At 51.3% G+C, this 16,872-nt stretch carries 20 protein-coding genes and 1 tRNA gene; 10 read left to right on the forward strand and 11 right to left on the reverse strand.

All coding sequences use genetic code 11. The features are described 5' to 3' along the window. Window positions 1-15: 15 nt before the first annotated feature. The 4 genes from cutA (at window position 16) to ACL2XJ_RS02980 (ending at window position 2,931) form a co-directional block, all read left to right on the forward strand. Entirely contained in the window at window positions 16-405 is a 390-nt protein-coding gene (gene cutA, locus ACL2XJ_RS02965; protein WP_413725583.1) for a divalent cation tolerance protein CutA, read from the forward strand. After that, window positions 381-2,114, forward strand: coding sequence for a protein-disulfide reductase DsbD (locus ACL2XJ_RS02970; RefSeq protein ID WP_413725584.1), 1,734 nt, complete (start codon window positions 381-383; stop codon window positions 2,112-2,114). Before cutA ends, ACL2XJ_RS02970 begins: the two co-directional genes overlap by 25 nt. 57 nt (window positions 2,115-2,171) lie before the next feature. Then, the gene (dicD, locus tag ACL2XJ_RS02975) at window positions 2,172-2,747 is read left to right on the forward strand and encodes a division control transcriptional repressor DicD (protein WP_413725585.1); all 576 of its coding nucleotides are present in this window, start codon (window positions 2,172-2,174) and stop codon (window positions 2,745-2,747) included. A 108-nt stretch (window positions 2,748-2,855) separates the two neighbouring features. Continuing rightward, window positions 2,856-2,931: transfer RNA gene (locus ACL2XJ_RS02980), tRNA-Phe, on the forward strand. A 265-nt stretch (window positions 2,932-3,196) separates the two neighbouring features. On the opposite strand, the gene ACL2XJ_RS02985 is transcribed toward ACL2XJ_RS02980, so the two are convergent. Together ACL2XJ_RS02985 and ACL2XJ_RS02990 are read right to left on the reverse strand one after the other, a co-directional pair. After that, on the reverse strand, window positions 3,197-4,153 hold the full coding sequence (locus tag ACL2XJ_RS02985) for a tyrosine-type recombinase/integrase (RefSeq protein WP_115061113.1): 957 nt from the start codon (window positions 4,151-4,153) through the stop codon (window positions 3,197-3,199). A 34-nt stretch (window positions 4,154-4,187) separates the two neighbouring features. Beyond that, window positions 4,188-5,681, reverse strand: coding sequence for a TraI domain-containing protein (locus ACL2XJ_RS02990; protein WP_413725586.1), 1,494 nt, complete (start codon window positions 5,679-5,681; stop codon window positions 4,188-4,190). 410 nt (window positions 5,682-6,091) lie between these two features. Here ACL2XJ_RS02990 and ACL2XJ_RS02995 point away from each other — a divergent pair, with 410 nt between their 5' ends. The 6 genes from ACL2XJ_RS02995 (at window position 6,092) to ACL2XJ_RS03020 (ending at window position 11,261) form a co-directional block, all read left to right on the forward strand. Next, on the forward strand, window positions 6,092-6,646 hold the full coding sequence (locus ACL2XJ_RS02995; protein WP_413725587.1) for a hypothetical protein: 555 nt from the start codon (window positions 6,092-6,094) through the stop codon (window positions 6,644-6,646). 231 nt (window positions 6,647-6,877) lie between these two features. Further along, window positions 6,878-7,846, forward strand: a complete 969-nt coding sequence (locus ACL2XJ_RS03000; protein ID WP_413725588.1) for a hypothetical protein — start codon at window positions 6,878-6,880, stop codon at window positions 7,844-7,846. A gap of 95 nt (window positions 7,847-7,941) precedes the next feature. Beyond that, the gene (locus ACL2XJ_RS03005; RefSeq protein WP_413725589.1) at window positions 7,942-9,150 is read left to right on the forward strand and encodes a conjugal transfer protein TraF; all 1,209 of its coding nucleotides are present in this window, start codon (window positions 7,942-7,944) and stop codon (window positions 9,148-9,150) included. A gap of 50 nt (window positions 9,151-9,200) precedes the next feature. Then, complete coding sequence (locus ACL2XJ_RS03010; protein ID WP_413725590.1) at window positions 9,201-9,932, forward strand: hypothetical protein; 732 nt, start codon at window positions 9,201-9,203, stop codon at window positions 9,930-9,932. A gap of 50 nt (window positions 9,933-9,982) precedes the next feature. Then, window positions 9,983-10,528, forward strand: a complete 546-nt coding sequence (locus ACL2XJ_RS03015; protein ID WP_413725591.1) for a hypothetical protein — start codon at window positions 9,983-9,985, stop codon at window positions 10,526-10,528. 127 nt (window positions 10,529-10,655) lie between these two features. Then, a complete protein-coding gene (locus ACL2XJ_RS03020) occupies window positions 10,656-11,261 on the forward strand; it encodes a serine acetyltransferase (RefSeq protein WP_413725592.1) in 606 nt (201 codons plus the stop codon). A 71-nt stretch (window positions 11,262-11,332) separates the two neighbouring features. Here the strand turns inward: ACL2XJ_RS03020 and ACL2XJ_RS03025 are convergent, their stop codons facing one another. The 9 genes from ACL2XJ_RS03025 to ACL2XJ_RS03065 all read right to left on the reverse strand — a co-directional run bounded on the left by ACL2XJ_RS03025 (window position 11,333) and on the right by ACL2XJ_RS03065 (window position 16,724). Beyond that, window positions 11,333-11,995 carry an N-6 DNA methylase gene (locus tag ACL2XJ_RS03025; RefSeq protein ID WP_413725593.1) on the reverse strand — a complete coding sequence of 221 codons (663 nt, stop codon included), beginning with the start codon at window positions 11,993-11,995 and terminating at the stop codon, window positions 11,333-11,335. Window positions 11,996-12,095: 100 nt separating this feature from the next. Next, window positions 12,096-12,449, reverse strand: coding sequence for a DUF3085 domain-containing protein (locus ACL2XJ_RS03030; RefSeq protein WP_162906078.1), 354 nt, complete (start codon window positions 12,447-12,449; stop codon window positions 12,096-12,098). A gap of 92 nt (window positions 12,450-12,541) precedes the next feature. Next, window positions 12,542-12,874: a DUF5983 family protein gene (locus tag ACL2XJ_RS03035; RefSeq protein WP_060435712.1), complete on the reverse strand. Its 333-nt coding sequence runs from the start codon at window positions 12,872-12,874 to the stop codon at window positions 12,542-12,544. Window position 12,875: 1 nt separating this feature from the next. Continuing rightward, window positions 12,876-13,799, reverse strand: coding sequence for a DUF1281 domain-containing protein (locus ACL2XJ_RS03040; RefSeq protein ID WP_413725594.1), 924 nt, complete (start codon window positions 13,797-13,799; stop codon window positions 12,876-12,878). A gap of 99 nt (window positions 13,800-13,898) precedes the next feature. Further along, window positions 13,899-14,186 carry a TA system toxin CbtA family protein gene (locus ACL2XJ_RS03045; protein WP_413725595.1) on the reverse strand — a complete coding sequence of 96 codons (288 nt, stop codon included), beginning with the start codon at window positions 14,184-14,186 and terminating at the stop codon, window positions 13,899-13,901. 8 nt (window positions 14,187-14,194) lie between these two features. Next, window positions 14,195-15,196 carry an ArdC family protein gene (locus ACL2XJ_RS03050; RefSeq protein WP_413725596.1) on the reverse strand — a complete coding sequence of 334 codons (1,002 nt, stop codon included), beginning with the start codon at window positions 15,194-15,196 and terminating at the stop codon, window positions 14,195-14,197. A 68-nt stretch (window positions 15,197-15,264) separates the two neighbouring features. Beyond that, the gene (locus tag ACL2XJ_RS03055; protein WP_314523310.1) at window positions 15,265-15,870 is read right to left on the reverse strand and encodes a hypothetical protein; all 606 of its coding nucleotides are present in this window, start codon (window positions 15,868-15,870) and stop codon (window positions 15,265-15,267) included. A gap of 75 nt (window positions 15,871-15,945) precedes the next feature. Continuing rightward, window positions 15,946-16,275: a hypothetical protein gene (locus ACL2XJ_RS03060; RefSeq protein WP_240433009.1), complete on the reverse strand. Its 330-nt coding sequence runs from the start codon at window positions 16,273-16,275 to the stop codon at window positions 15,946-15,948. A 107-nt stretch (window positions 16,276-16,382) separates the two neighbouring features. Beyond that, window positions 16,383-16,724: a hypothetical protein gene (locus ACL2XJ_RS03065; RefSeq protein WP_336369277.1), complete on the reverse strand. Its 342-nt coding sequence runs from the start codon at window positions 16,722-16,724 to the stop codon at window positions 16,383-16,385. Window positions 16,725-16,872 lie beyond the last annotated feature (148 nt).

A 16,872-nucleotide genomic window follows, 5' to 3' on the forward strand; every position in this document is an offset into this window, starting at 1 on the left:
TCACAGGAGGCCATCATGGCAGCGCAATCCCCGGACCGGACAGATCCCGCCGTCCAGCCTATATCCCCCGGCCATCCCGGCGGCGCCGCGCCGGGAAACGTGGTGGTGCTTTGCACCGCGCCCGATGAAGCCGCGGCCCGCGATTTGGCGGCCAAACTCCTGGATAACAGGCTGGCGGCCTGTGTTACCATGCTGCCCGGCGCCCTCTCCCTGTATCGCTGGGAAGGTAAACTGGAGCAGCAGCAGGAAGTACAGATGCTGATCAAAAGCCATACCCGGCATCAACAGGAGCTGATTACGTTGATAAAAACCCACCACCCCTATCAAACCCCTGAACTGCTGGTGCTGCCCGTACTGGGCGGGGATGCGGATTATTTGTCATGGCTCAACGCCTCTTTACGCTGATTGTCCTGGCGCTGCTGCTCGGTTTCCCGCCGGCGCCGGCGTCGGCCGCCCTGTTCGGCGGCAACGCCGCCCCGGCGTTCGTCAAAGCCGATGAGGCGTTTGCCTTTGATTTCCAGCGGCACGGCACCGATATCCGCCTGAATTGGCGGATTCGTCCGGGTTATTATCTTTATCGCCAGCAAATCAAGCTCGAACCGGTGGATGCGGTGCTGGGCAAGGTGGTCATGCCCGCCGGCGGCAATCACCACGATGAATTCTTCGGCGATACCGAGATCTACCGGAACACATTGCAGATTGGCATCCCCTTGCAGCACGCGGCTGAAGGCGCCACGCTGCGGGTCACCTATCAGGGCTGCGCCGATGCCGGGTTCTGCTACCCTCCCGAAACCCGCACCGTTCCCCTGCCCATCGCCTCGGGGGACATGTTCGCTTCACTTGCCCCCGCCGGGACCGTTTCACCGGCGCCGGCCACCGACGCCGCCTCGCCCTTTTCCCTATGGTGGGCGCTGCTGATAGGCATCGGCATTGCCTTTACCCCCTGCGTGCTGCCCATGTATCCGCTGATTTCCGGTATTATCCTCGGCGGCGATCGGGCGTCCCTCAGCACCGGCCGTGTGCTGATATTGGCCCTGGTCTATGTCCAGGGCATGGCCATTACCTATACCCTGCTGGGCATCGCCGTGGCGGCGGCGGGATTGCCGCTGCAGGCGGCACTGCAGCAGCCGGCGGTGCTGATCACCCTCTCGGCGCTGTTTATCGCCCTGGCGCTCTCCATGTTCGGTCTGTTCACGTTGCAACTGCCCTCCTCGGTGCAAACGCGCCTGACCCTATGGAGCAACCGGCAACGGTCCGGCTCGCCCTGGGGGGTATTTGTCATGGGCGCGCTGGCGGCGCTGTTTTGCTCCCCCTGCACCACCGCTCCCCTCAGCGCGATATTGCTGTATATTGCCCAGAGCGGCAATCTCCTGCTGGGCGGCGCCACGCTGTATCTTTATGCCCTGGGCATGGGCATTCCGCTTATCCTGGCGGCGTTGTTCGGCCACAGACTGCTGCCCCGCGGCGGCGCCTGGATGAAACAGGTTAAAGAAGGGCTGGGTTTTGTTATCCTGGCCCTGCCGATCTTTCTGCTGGAGCGTATGCTGGGGGACCGGTGGGGCGACCGGCTATGGAGCCTGCTGGCGGTGGCGTTTTTCGGCTGGGGGTTTTTACTGAGCCTCAAAGGCGCCTACCACGGCAGCCGCATCGTGCAAATCGCCCTGCTGGCCGTTATGCTGGTAGCGGCGCGGCCCTTGCAGGACTGGGCGTTTCCCGCCGAACGGGGCGCCGGCGCCGAGGCAAATCTTGCCCCCGCGCCGGGATTTAACCGGATCGGCACGCTGGATGAATTGACCCGCGAGGTCAATAACTCCGCCGGCAAACCGGTTATGCTGGATTTTTATGCCGACTGGTGCGTAGCCTGCAAAGAGTTTGAGAAATACACCTTTAACGCCGCCGGGGTACGGCAGGCCATGGACAGGATGACGCTGCTCCAGGCGGACGTCACGGCCAATACCCAGGAACATGCCGCACTGTTGAAGCAGCTGCGGGTCCTGGGTTTACCGACCATTATGTTTTTTGACGCCCAGGGACGGGAAATCCCCGGCTCCCGGGTGACGGGCTTTATGGACGCGGCGGAGTTTCAGCGGCACTTACAGAAAATTATCCCGTAGACTACCTGTTTCAACGGGACCAGCCAGCTTTCCGGAGGCTTTTATATGGAGGCATCTATGCAACGTGAACACGTCCTGAATCGCGCGTTAAACCTGCTGGAGCAAAAAGGGTTTACCCGGGTAACGCTTGAGATGCTGGCGGATGAGCTTTCCATCCCGGTTGCGCAGCTCCAGCAGTTCTGGCCCGAACGCGAGGCTTTACACTATGACTGCCTGCGTTATCACGCCGATCAGATCGACAGCTGGCGCAGTAAAGTCCTGCTGGACAATACCTTAGACCCGCAGCAGAAGCTGCTGGCGCGTTACCGGATACTGGACGAGCAGGTACGCCAGCAGCGTTATCCCGGCTGCCTGTTTGTGGCCGCCTGCACGTTTTACCCCGCCGCCGACCACCCGATTCACCAACTGGCCGAGCAGCAAAAACAGGCCTCATTTGCCTATACCCACGCGCTGCTGACCCAGTTGGAAGCCGACGACGCCACCATGGTCGCCCATCAAATGGAGCTGATTCTCGAAGGCTGCCTGAGCAAATTACTGGTTAAACACCAGTTGCAGGATGTGGCCATCGCAAGGCGTCTGGCGGAGGATATTCTACGCCTGGCGCTATGCCGTAAAAACGGCGCGCTGGCATGAAGCAGCACGCAAATTTGCCTGAAAAGAGAGCAATTAAGCGGGATTTAAGGTGAAACCGCCATAAACACATTGACGAAATGCGGTCAATACGGTTTAATGCGGCCCGTTGCCCGGATAGCTCAGTCGGTAGAGCAGGGGATTGAAAATCCCTGTGTCCTTGGTTCGATTCCGAGTCCGGGCACCATCTTCAGAGCCTGTCCGTTAAGGGTTGAGATCCTTAACGGGCAAGACATAAGTACCCGAAACAGCTTCATGTGATAAATAGGCTTATCGCATCGATGGTTGAACATTCGGGACTAAGAAGCCGGAGAGTGTTAGACGCACTCTCTGGCTTTCTCACGTCCTTCCGATAAGAATTTTGACAGTATCCCACCGGTAGTGTCAATCTTATGTAAAGAAAAGCCTCATTTTTTTGCTTTCAGTCACTTAGATTTCACTTAAGATTAATCCTATCCTCCAAAAACTTCATCTAAAGCTACACGTAAACTGTCCATGTTACCTTCCACATATTCCAGCGTAACAGCCACACTTGAATGTCCTAACAACGTTTGAACAACTTTGAGATTACGATCAGGGGATTTCATCATGTCGGTAGCAATGGTATGCCTGAACCTATGTGGCGTAATGACACACTGACACTCTGTTGAAAGTCGGCGGAAGAAGCCACGCAGGGGTTGATAAGCCATCACGTCTGTTAAGATATTTTTTCTCCCATCAAACCTGCTCGCATTAAATAACATATCGCCATGTGCTGCTCCGCGCTCAACCGCAGCCAGCATCAATCGTTCAAGCCTTGGTCGTAATAATCGCGTAATCGGAACCCGGTGTTCTCTGTGATTTTTTGAAGCTTCAGGACGCAAATTTATCCATCCCCCTTCTAAGTGAACATCTTCCAGGCGGATGTTGAGTAGCTGATTCTGCCTCATACCGGTATAACGGAGCGTATCTACCACGCTGAGCCAGAACCAGGCCGGTCGCAGAGCCGAGCGTGATTTTTCAATTATCCCCAAACTTTCCTCTTTTTCTCTCGCTTCGAGTAATAAATATATTTTTTTAATCTCTGACTCGGTGAGCGTTTTTTTCCTTTTGATATCTGGTCTGGCAATCACACCATTGAAGGGATTATCTTTTAGAGTTACGAATTCTTGCTGCAGTGCATGATTATAAATTGCACGCATATGTGCAACTTTATTATTCCATGTTATTGATGATAGCCCCTGCTCACTTAAAACATGCCGACGCCAGTTTAAAACTGTTAGTCTATCGACCTGACCCGGGAAAACGTTATCTCCAATATAACGTCGGAATGAATTGATAACTTTTCTGTAACTCCACTCAGTGGCTGGCCTCAATGTCTTACTAAAAAAGTAGTCCTTAAGGATATCGTCATAACTGATTAATTCCATCTTCCTCTCCCTATTCATCAATTAAATGCTTTAACTATTTATTAGGTGACAACCACTGGCTGTCAGATAGAACGACACCTTCTTTAAACAGTTGTGTTGCAAGAATCATATAGCCTGACATTCGGGTAAAACGCCCCTCACGGCCCTCATTCTCATATTTCTTGTAGATGTATATCCCCTTTCCACTTCTTGAAAAATGTTTGTTCAGCGCTTCAAAACTTTTTTGAATTTCATCTTTGTCTGGCTCTGTTTTTTCTTGTGTCGACAGATATCGGTAAAAACAATCCGGCGTCTGAATAAAGACGTACTGAGCCATAACATGCAACAGACTGTCCTGTGCATTAACACTGAGTGCCCCCTCCTCAATGGAATCAACCAGCCAGTCCCAAAAAAGTTCGCCCAATGTGAGCGTTCTGGCAGAATCAGGCTGCTTAAATGTTTCCACGACGGGGTTATCATCAGAGATTGTTTCATCGACTACTTCAGCGCTTGTCATTTTATCCAGCAGCGTCAGCAATTCCCCAGGCGTCCCTCCCTCTATTTGCCCATCCGTTCCCAGTTCTACATCCTTTTCAACCAACCCTGATGCGCTGATGGCTGAGACCAGTTCTGGCATGATCGGAAGAGCATCCGCGCTGCTTAGTGAAGATATCTTATTGTCGTCAATTTCATTGGAAACAAAGGATTGAACAGGAATTTCATTAGTAGGATGCTCGGCAGGATCAGAAGAGGCGCTCTGACTTAAGGCTTCAGTATTATCTGTGGCAAGTTTGACTGAAGGCTGAGCAAATGAGTTTTGAGCGAACAGTCCACATTTTTCGCGAGCCTCACTCACAGCGGCATGAAGAATGGCCCCGGCAGGTTTATTACCTGACAGGTAAACCAGCAATGCATCCGCCAGCGATGGCCAGCGCGCTACCCAGATAAGCCCCTCGTAAGGTATCAGGCGATAAGCGCAAGTGGCAGCGCGAACTACTGAATTTGCTTCTTGCTCACAAAATTTCATCCGCCAGGGAGCTTCAGGCATCCCCAGACCTGGAAACCACCGGCGACCATCTTCGTAGAAAGCCGCCATCTGTTCGAGGCTGCCCAGGTCATGCATCAATGCTGCCCAGAAAATGGCTGTACACCAGGCTGCGCTCTGCGCCGACTGTTCTTCCGGTGGTGCCCCTGGCGGCAGCATCCATCCCCTGGATAACCTCACCGCGCAAACTGCCACCTCAAGCGCTTCATCCAGCATGCCGCCTTCGCGTGCGTAGGGTCCCGATGACGCAGCCGGCAGCTGCTGCAGGCTCACAGCCAGCAGCTTCACCGGCTCCAGCCAAAATGTCTCCCAAACTGGCCTGGAGAAAGGGCTATTGTCCCATAATTGCTGCAGCGCCTGTTTTCTGTGTCGTGTGGACAACAGTGCATCTGCGCTCAGCGGTAAAAACCACCCCGCTGCATTTGGTCTCTCTGACTCCTTACGTACCTTCGGTGCGGTATCTACTTTCTGATTATGAAATCTACCTGTCATCCACTTCAGCATTGCCGCCCCCGTCAGTCATCGATAAAGGGGCATTACGCTATGCTTTCCCCCTCTTCTGGCAAGCGAGAACTCTATATTCGTTTCCTCGATTAACCCCTTGATCTTTATTTTTTGGATCTGCATGAATAATTTTTGCAGGCCATGAGCTTCCAAACGTGCCTGAATATGGCTTTTCAAAGAGAAGAAACCGCCATGAAATCGGACGCTGTTCCTGTGGCCATAATAATCACCTGCTGGATGTTGATTTGCTCAGCGCTCACAACCCTCATCACTAGTGGACTTTACACATTGGGCAGTCTGATCGTATTTATCACGCTCACCGGTACGCCCGCGCTGTTCAACCCCCTGGCAAAAGTTGTGTTTTTTCTCAGGCCATACCCCTTCGTATTGATGAAAAAGAGACGCCGGTTATGGCTACACCTCAATCCCTGGCTTGCTATCGGCCAGCCGGGGAGCCGGGATATGAAAGGTTACTGGCATGCCCTGTCAGACACTCTCCGCACTGCCATGAAAACGCCCAGGCACACAATTATCCTGTCGTCTCACCTGCTCAGTCCCCGACGAACAGCCCGGTTGTTACGACACTTCCCCGCAGAACATTATCGCTGCCACACCTTGAGCAGACCCATCGGCCACGCGGAACGAACTGGCTTGCAGATCGACACATTCCTGAAGGAATGGCGTTGGTACACTCCCTCAATGCAATGCGGCGTCCTGGTGATACGCAAAAAAGAAAAGAGGTAATGTCGACGATGCTCTCCTGGAAACTGATGAAAGCCACCGAACGCGCCTGCAGGAACATCTGTGAGGAGGAAGAAGCGGCCTTTCATTACAATTACCAACTAAGTCGTTTTGATCGTCTCACATTGTGGATTGAAGGTTTCATAGCCGGCTGGCTACAGGAGGAGGAATACAAACCATTGTTTGGAAAAATAATTCGTCTCTGGAGAGGAAAACAGCGGTGAATAGCTCTACCCCGGAATATTAATTTGTAAATCTGAATACATAATTTCCCGTTAAATCTCTGTTTAAACGTATTCATACTGGCTACATGAAGCGTATCGATCTGAACGATCGAAATTGTCCGTTATACAAAAGCGTATCACCCGATTATTGTATTCACATCGAATACAAATAATAAAAATCATAAATTTTAGTTGGTTATACCAACATCCTATTCAACACCGGGGAGTCTCATGAATCTTAGCGTCACGTCACTGCTTTCACGCCTGACCCTGGAACAGGACGATAAACTCAACGCCCTGCTCAGCGCAGCGGCGACAGAAAGTAAAAAATCGGGCGACCCGCTGGCCGTAAGATTTAAACCAGGGATACGCGGGTACATAACACTCGCCTCTGCAAAACTGGGCATATCAGCGTCTGAATTCATCAATATCTTAATAGAAGGTGTGATAAGGGAAACGCTGTCCCCCTTTCAAACACGCGCTACCCAGGTCGTTGAAAGGTTTCAACTGCTCATGGACGCCCACGGTTTGAACATCACTGACGTCGCGACGCTGCTGTCACCGTGGAATATCGGACTGAGCGTACTGGAAAGCCGTGAGCGCACCATGGATTATCTGACAGACCCTTTGCTTTCCGAAATAGCGGAGTGGTTTAGCATTAATAAAAGTTGGCTAACAGCGGCGTCATCATCACCAATTGTCGCACCAGGCAACATTCCCGACTGGCATAAGTTAGCACTGCAAATTAGCAATAAAATAGCGGATGTTTCATTAAAGGCCTTACCGCAGATTATTTTAATTCGGGATACTCTGGCTCCCTCAGTCGATCACTTCAGCTATGAAACGCTGATTGGCGTGTGTTTAATCACTGTGAAATTGAAAAATGGGCTCCCCCTGCGCGTTGCTGAATACTTAGGCGAACAAATACCGTATGGCGGACACGAACAGCTCTTTATTGATTTCATGGCTTATTGCGGTGTCTTACAAAAGAAAAGACGGGCCATTGTTACAGCCTGTACAACAGATGCCCCTTCTTTAGAACTCTTGTCATCCGGTAAAGTCTTACCCGTCATGTTATTGGATAAACGACTAAATCAGAATTATTTGAGTCAATGGAAAAAAGAAGAACTTAATCTGCTTCATTATCCGGAGAAATACGTTACAGAGGAGTGGCTAAAAGAAATAGATAATCTGAACTAATTAATAAACTCATTAACTAGCAAATCTTTTTTATTGGTGCGTCTGCATCAGGGAATTCTTTTACCTAAAAAACATAAACTGCACAGGAAAATATAATGATGAAAGCCACGTTAATAACACGTTGTCTGATGTTTGCCGGGCTGGTCTCTTCACTGCCCGCGGCACATGCTTCCGGCACCTGGTTTGAAGCCAGGAACGATGCGATGGGAGGAACCGGCGTTGCTTCATCAAAATACGGCGCGGCTCCGTTGCTTAACCCGGCCTTACTAACAAAGTCAGAACCCGGAGATAACCTCAGCATTATCCTGCCAACCGTGGGCGCCCAGGTCAGTGACCCGGACAACCTGCAGGACGGCTTTGATAACGTCAAGCATGCCTGGGATAACCTCGAGAATGCCAGCGGCACCGGCAACAGCGCCTCCTCAGCGACAGAACTCAGGAAATCGCTGACCGATATTTCGGGCCACAGCGGCCGTGCGGATGCCGGCGCAGGCGTAGTGATTGCCGTACCTAATGACACACTGCCCTTTGCTCTGGTCATTAAAGGCTGGGGTCAGGCGAAAGCTCGCGCTGAAGTAAGCAACAGCGATCTGGCTTATCTCGATGCCGCCGGTGCTGGCCTGGTTCAGCCTGATGAAACCGCCCTTAATAGCCTCAGCTCACGCGCTGAAGGCGTGGCAGCTCTGGTGAGCGAGTACGGCATCGCGATGGCACATCATTTTATGCTGGGTGGTATTCCGGTATCGGTTGGGATCACCCCCAAATTTCAGCGTGTGGATACCTGGAATTACAATGTAGCCATCAATAACTACAGCACCTCCGACTTTCGCAGCGGTGACTGGAAGCGCTCAGAGAGCGGTGCCAACGTTGACCTTGGTTTTTCTGCTGACCTGACGCCTGAATGGACTATCGCCCTGGCTGGACAAAACCTCGTGGCACGCAGTGTTGATACCCGTGAAGTGAATGACCTGCAGGACAACTTCAAAATCCGCCCTCAGGCTACTGCGGGCACAGCCTGGAGTAACGGGCTCGTGACTTTTGCAGCCGACGTAGACATGACACCCGCCAGCGGATTCACCTCCGATGAGAAAAGACAATATGCCGGCGTCGGTGCAGAGCTCAATGCCTGGTCCTGGGCGCAGCTGCGCGCTGGCTACCGCGCTGACATGCGTAACAGTGACAACAACGTCGTAACGGCCGGTATCGGCATTTCACCGTTTGATGTTGTTCACCTCGACCTGACTGGCATGGCCGGGACAGATCGAACATATGGTGCCGTGGCTCAGCTCGCTGTCACCTTCTGACCCTGACAGGGCATGTTCAACATGCCCTTTTCCTTCACCGGAGAAATGCCATGACAATCGTGAAAAAAAACCATTTACCCTCACTCCTTGTAGTCTTCTCAATGCTTTGTATCACGGTGCTTACCTCCGCGAACGCGCGAGCCTCGACAATTACCAATTCAACAGAAAAGGCAGCCGGAGAAGTCTTAATTCCGCAGGCTTGTGGGAGTTGCGTTTCTTATGATGTATCAGTTTGGATGTTTACGCCGACGCGCCCTGACGCGCTCAAAAACATTCTCCAATCACTTAATACACTCCCTGAGGGGGAGCCTGATGAGGTCGAGGGCCAAAGGGTAATTTCACCCGATAAAAGCACTGTCGCTGCTGACACTTTTAGGCAATCAGGAACATTAGATCCTTTAGTGCTTTGGCATGCGATGTCTATTTTTGGGGAACCACTGCCATTGGAATTAGTTTCGTCTGCTGGGACTTTCCGCGCTGAACTCAACATGAAGGCTGTCCCTTCAACCACGTTCTTGAAGCCATCGTCTGAAACTTTCAATCAAAAAATATTGAGCCTTTCGCGCAACACAGACAACGAAGATTCAACCTCTCAGATTCAAACGCTATTGAACTTCAAGCTTATAGCAGGCTTGCCAGTAGGTTCTGGCAGTGGGGTTAATGACATCGCTAGCAGCAGCGGGCGAATGCTGATTAAAAACGGCGGTGCGTTGTTGAATGTTAACCGCATGGGGAATCGCTACCTGGTTTGGATAGTTCACGCGACTTATATCAACTTCTGAATCTGACCGGGGCAGGCATTGCATGCAAGCCCCTTTAACGGAGATATAACATGACGATCGTAAAACAACTTCGCTTTACCCCTGCCATTTTGGTTATAGCAATGCTGCTGGGAACGACAGGGTGCAGCAATAGCGACCTGAAGGCGATAACGCATCAGGTCAGCACCCTGAGTTCCTCGCTGATGCCTTCAAATGCTTCAAATGACAATGTGAAATCACCTGAATGGGGTGAAGTCACCAAAACCCTGACAGTACATGCAGATATCGATACAGCCGCAGTAAGACTTAAACGTTATTACCGCTTTACATCAACCGATGAAATCACCGCAGCCGGTAACAGCGGTAAAGGGAACTCGGGTTGGGTCGCCAGCGCGATGGCTGAAGGCACTGACTGGAGCGCCCAGCCAGGCTCTTACTACCGTATGAGCCGTATATGGGGAAAAGCGGACCACCTAACTCTTGAGGTCAGTCGCGAAGGGAGTCACAGTCAGGTCATTGCAACCTATCGCTCAACTGATCCAGCTCATCTGAAAGAAGCCTGGACGAAAAAGCTTTGGGCGCAAATTGGACCAGTGGCGGAAGGTAAAATTCGTTAGGCATCCCTTATCCATCAGAACCTGTACACGATTTTTCGGGCATATCCTCTACCCAAGTTATACTTTTAAAGTTTATTTGTTCAATGCCGATAAGTGCTTAATTGCTTTTATTTAACGGTAATACAATATGGATAATCCTATAGTCAGTTCCAAAAGTAATAAAGTTACAGACTATGAACATTTGAAGGAATGTTTAAGAATAGAAGTGATAAAAAGAGATGGGGGCAAGGCATTCTCATGGTTGAAAGTTCTTCACCGTGTTGCTTTTAATCGCAAAAAACGCTTCTACTTTTGGTGGCGAATTGCAAACTATTTGTATAAATCCTCATCATCTCGTCAGCAGAGAATCGCCAAAATAATTGGTGTTAACTTAGCCAGAAAGTATGGTGCAGACATAAGCATTGCTGCGCATATCGGAACCGGTATGAAAATAAACCATTATGTGGGGATCGTAATCAGAGCTGAATGTGTGATTGGCGACAATGTGAATATCCGTCAAAACACGACTATTGGAAGGAAAAAATCAACACCTGATATAGGATATATCACAATCGGTAATAACGTCGATATCGGTGCTAACTCCTGCATCCTTGGGGACATATTTATTGGAGACAATGTCACTATTGGGGCAATGTCATTTATCAATAAAGATATCCCCGCAAACGCCCTTGTTTATAGTCAAAAAACTACTCAGATCGTAATCAAAAACATCGAGTCTACGAATCAGCATTGATTGTGTATCAAACGACACGCCAATAAAAAAGCCTCTTCAAAAAAGAGGCTTAACTTATGCTTACTCACAACTTAATTTGTCTTTCTTAGACGTAATGACCAGTTTCCAATCCAATGCGCCGGCGTATACATCACTCGCCTGCGTTCACCGTTCAGTGCGTTGCCCGTAACAACTTCACCTGCTAACCCCATCAGAGACAATTGTATATAGGCCATTCCGGATGCCACAGGATCAATATCGATACAGGAAACCCACAAATGTCGCGTTGGATTGAATCCCTTTTCGCGTAAGACTTCTGCAATAGCCAGAAGCATGCCAGCCGAACCACATGCCGGCTCGTAAACAGTAAAAAAAGGTTTATCTGCCAGCAGGCTGTCGATATCACCCAACTGCATTTCTGCCATCATTCGTGAGACGCAAAACGGCGTAAATAACTGACCACGAGCTGCTTCACCGAGTTCCAGTGTCATGTAAAGAGAGCCCAGGAAGTCACCACTCTCAGCTTCCAGCCCCATGACAACCTCTGCCAGTAACATGGCCATCCGCTCAGCATCTTTTTCCTCGTACTGGCGTACCGTTTCCATGTAATCCTTCTCCAGCTCATCATTACAGTTTATTCCGTTATGAATCGACGCTGCAGCAAGGGTAATAAAGTCTCGGAAGACTTTATTACGGTGATGATAGCGGGCGGTTTCGTTGAAAATTGAGATGAATTGCTTCTTATGGTCAACCATGATTTTTATCGCATATCTCCGGGGAAATATGCCCTGAAGGGGATATTTCCCCTTCAGGATGGTAAGTGATGCGGAACGACGTTCCTCTTATGTTATCGAATTATGAATGCTCAATATAACCTGCACGTAATTGCGTTTCGGACACATCAATGAACACGTCACATCCCTTATTAATGACTTCTTCCAGAAAGGTGCCCCAAAAATCGTTTCCAAGAACTTCCCCAAAGTCATCGCCGCCCACTTCGAGATAAGCCTTTTCATACCAGTCTTCGTTTTCAGTTAATCGGGGATCAAAACCTTCCGCATAGGCGATATGCAGCCTGCGGCCTTTTCTGAATGCGCCCTTTTCAGCCATCAGGTAAATCCCTGTATCTTTGACTAAAAGCATGTTCCCACCTTTTTCCTGCAGCTCTTCCATCACAGGTTTCAGAACAGCATTTTTGAACAACAACATGATTTTCACCTTCATTAATTAAGGGGAAAATCACCCCAGGGGATGATTTCCCCCTGGGGTTTGGTTAACGAGATATCAGCCAGAACATGGGCCTACCAGTCATGGACGGCAAATCCGGCTAATACCTCACCACAGCAGTCAAAATGAACGAGCGAAACATTAAACCGCTTCATCAGTACGTAGGTCAGGCGGCGCGCATCTTTTGAAAACCCCCGCTTCTTTAATTCAAGCTGCGGAAAGTTATAGGCACTCAGCCGTACTAAATAGCCGGTACCGGTGAGGTGGATCCACTCGGCATCCCCCCACTCGCAACGCTGATGCCCCAGACGATGAAACAGTTCAGCGTCTTGTTCAGTCAGGTGCGCCGTACTGCACACGACATACTGGTACAGTTCAACAGGTCGCACTTCGTTGATAGTGGCCATGTTAAGCATCCCCTGCTGGTGACGCACTTTGCTCCTGCACCGGCAGCGCCTCCGGCGGGAAAGCCATCAACGGAGCCGAAAACGGCCCGGCCCCGTACTTCCCGCTGTCAACGTGATCTCCGCGGTCATAACAGTCATAACCCAGGACACCGTTGACCGGCTCCTGATACCAGTGGCGGATCTCACAGTCAGACACGGCCGAGAGTTCCCCCATCAGCTCGCTGGAAGGCGGATACGACGGTGAATCAAACTCCAGGCGCAAACTGTTTATACGATCACGATGCCAGAGAACGTTATGGCCACACGGCCACTCCATCCCGTGAATGCGGCTGTACAAACTGCCCGTACTGGACATACCTGCCAGCAGGCGGCTGTTGCCGTTGATTTCCGCCGCAAGCCGGGAGGGAATAATCATCAGCATGTCGCAGTGACAGGCACGCTCAGGCCTTCTCCCCAGTTTCTCCCAACACTCTCCACCGTCGATATGGGGCGACCAGGTGGCCACACCAAACCAGTCAACGTACTGTCGGGTCATCAGCTGCGCCATTATCTGACGTGCGCCTATCGGGAGAGCTTCCCACCGGACAGCACCGAGCCCCGACTGCGTCCAGATACGGTCAATTTGTCTGACGGTATCCGGATTGAGTACCGCATCCTTCTGCAGCAATTCCAGCCAGTGCTGGAAAGCCAGGTTGGAGGCGACAGCCGGACCGGTTCCGTGGGAGACCAACCCCGGATAAGGGAGATATTCAACAGTTTTCACCGGCTTAAGGACCCCGCCTGAGCCTGCCAGAAACAGCTGAATGCTCTGTTGTACGGCGTGGCGGTATAGCGGCACCTCATCGCCGGTAACCCACTGCAGCATGACGTCGATAAACACGGAACGGCCGGTAATTTCCAGGCGGTTTTTGCACCATTCAAACATCGTTACTTCTCCTCTTCAGACTATAAAAGAGGGAGCCTCCCCATCGGGGGAGGTCTCCCCCGATGGGTGGTTTACAGGTTAAGTCGGGTCAGCCCCGGATCACGGGTGGCTGATAATCCCGAGTGTGGCACCGGCCTCAAGGCAGGCAATCAGCTCATCGGCCGCGCTCAGATAAGGCGAGCGTGGCAGGTAAGCAGAGTCTTCAAGGTGCGTCAGATGATATTTGTCCACCAGGTCATTAATGGCTTCAAAGGGCTTCACGCCCGCTTTTTGCAACGCTGCCACACAGGCGTCGTCGCATAAATCGGTATCATTCAACGTCAGGCCATAGTGCCTGGCCAGCAGCGCCGATGCGGTGGCCTGCCAGAATTGTGGTGTCTGCATCATTGTCTCCTTCAGGCCACTTTTGAGGCCGTTGATACTGCCTGAGTGTCAGCCGTCAGAGTTAAGAGAAACTCTGACGCTTCCCGCGCCTGCCGGCATGCCCGGAACAGCGCTCTTTTGTCTTCTTTGAGGGCCTTTAGCCAACCACTAACGTAGCTTTCATGCTGCACCTCACCGTAAACGCCAAGTTCTGCGCAGAGAAAGGCGCTGCCCATCTCGGCAATGAGCTCCTCAAACGCATATACCGGATCTTCGAATTTTCGGGTTGATGAAGTTATTCCCTCTCGGTTTAGCCGTTTTTGATGCCCACTCGCATGCACCAGTTCGTGAAGTAACGTAGACCAGTAATCAGCCTCAGTAAAAAACTGCCCGGAGGTGGGCATCACTATCTGATCCACCACCGGCCGGTAATAGGCACGGTTTTGCTCCAGAAAGTTGACGGCCACGCCGCTCGCGTTGAAAATTTCCATCACCCGGTTCATCACCGATACAGAAACCGTCTCCACTTCTTCTTCAGTCATCAATGTGTCCAGTTCATCGGAAAGCGCTGCCGGCAGACCGTCGCACTGCTGGATGTTAAACAGCTGCAGAGGTCTGAGCATCGTCCGGGACTCCATGACGGGGTTACCATCCTTGTCAGTAAGTTTGGTGCCCTGCTTATCTTCCGCCTGGACCTCAAACGGTTTGAAAATTACAGCAAGACTGCAGGTCTCTCCCGGGCGGACGTGTCCGCCGGCGAGCTGCGCCTGCCGGAAGGTGAGCCAGCGGTCAGAGCTAAACCCATGCTCCTCCGCCGCCATCCAAAGCAGTGGAATATTTATCCCGCTGTAGGCTTTGCCTGTTGTGGCATTCGCTGGCAGGCAGCTGCCGGTTCTCTTTTGTGCAGCACGCCAAGGTTTACGCCATGGCGCGGTGCCTTTCTCAAGAGCCGCAATGATTTTGTCAGTGACCTGCTGATACAGGTCCGCACGTTCAGTTTTGGATGCCCTGCGGGCTGAGGTATGTTTTTTCATGGGATAAACCTTAAAAAAAGGGCGTATCCCGGCCAGTGGCGGGATACGCCACTGGGAGTGGATGAAAATTAATGCGTGAGATAAGGGGTGATAATGTCCCCTGTCGGTGTCACCGAACTTATTCGGTCTTTGAGCCGGGAGAACGCGCGAACAAATTGTTCGTGGTCAGCCGGTTTTGCCCGCTTGCAATCAGTCCGGATAACGTCATCGAGCACATAAAGTGCCGCCAGACGCCACGCTGCTTTCTCCCGCCGACCTACGCAGGCATGAAAGTGTTTATGCGACTGATCAAACATCCGTTCGATACCATTTCGGAACTCTGCGACCGGTATAAAAACTTTCTCCGGAAGCCGGGTTTCACTCCGTACGGTTGAAATCAGGGGCGTCACCAAGAAGTCATGATGTTCGTTGAGGATCGCCTCCCTCGTGGTGTGACTGATAAAGAAGGTGAAGGAATAGTCGATGCCTGGAAGCAGTTCGCAGATCTTTTCCTCCCATCCATCGTCTCGTCGGGGATCGAAACCCTCGGCATAAGCCATGTTCATATACCCGGGTTGTTTTTCATCCTCAGCCCGGATGTAAAAGCCGTAGCCGTTTTCTAACGTGATCGGTTTATTCAGGCCGGACGGGAGAGTTAATACCTTACGCAGAGAAGCGGAAGTAAAACGGAACATGATAAAGACTCCTGTGATTCACAGGAGAGACTTCCCGGGAGGAAGTCTCTCCGGGAAGTAAGGTCAAATAAGGTATTACGCGACGTTTTTAGCACCATCGCTAAAACGATAACGGTACAAAGCCAGATCGCGGGCCATTATTCGGGCCGCTTTCATGGCCTGACGTGCAGATCGCCATTGGCCGCAGGTACCAAAACCCTGTACCTTCCAGTCGCGGGAACTGCACCCCGTACGGCACGCTATCCTGGCGGTAAACTGCCCCTGGCCGTTTCGAATCACCTCGGGACGGAAACTCAGATGCCCCGTACGGTTAGTAAACCAGTCATTGTCGTTCTGCCCAAGCACAGCAGAACAATGAGCCAGGACATCGGACGCCTTCTGTAAAAATGAAATGATAATTTTCATGGTGTTTCTCCTGCAGTTGAGCGGAGAAATCTTCACCACCAGCGGGGGAAGTTTCCCCGCGTGGGTGGTCAGTTAAATAGTCCCGTCAGGACATGAGTGAAACGCAATTAATAATCGTAAACAGCCTCGACGCCTTTACGGAAACCATAACTCCAGGCGTATGCATCTATAGCGTGACCAAGAAGCACGAGCTCGGTCACATACTTTTGAAAAAGATAATTTGGTATCAGGCCGGACTCGCAGGCCTGGCCGAGATGTTTAGCGATCCAAATTATTTCCCAGGTTCGTGATGGGAAGCCGTCAGCATCGACGTCATCCGCAATACCACAACGTTCCAACGCACGTATCGACAGTAATGCCGTTTCAATGTCTGAAACCAGCACGATAAAATCGACAGTTGAACGTGTACACGCATGGATACGCCCGACAGTCATGTCGTATGAAGACATGGTAAAATCCTCGAGGTAAAGGGGTACAATGCCCGCAGGGAGCAAAGTCCCGGCAGAGTAAAAAATGTGAAAAGCTAGATGGCAAAACGCCGTGAGGTAGAGCGAAAAGAGTAAAACGTGTGAAGTGAGCCTTAACCCGAAGGTCTCT

It is taken from the genome of Sodalis sp. RH16 (assembly GCF_047324245.1).
Lineage (GTDB): Bacteria > Pseudomonadota > Gammaproteobacteria > Enterobacterales > Enterobacteriaceae > Acerihabitans > Acerihabitans ligni.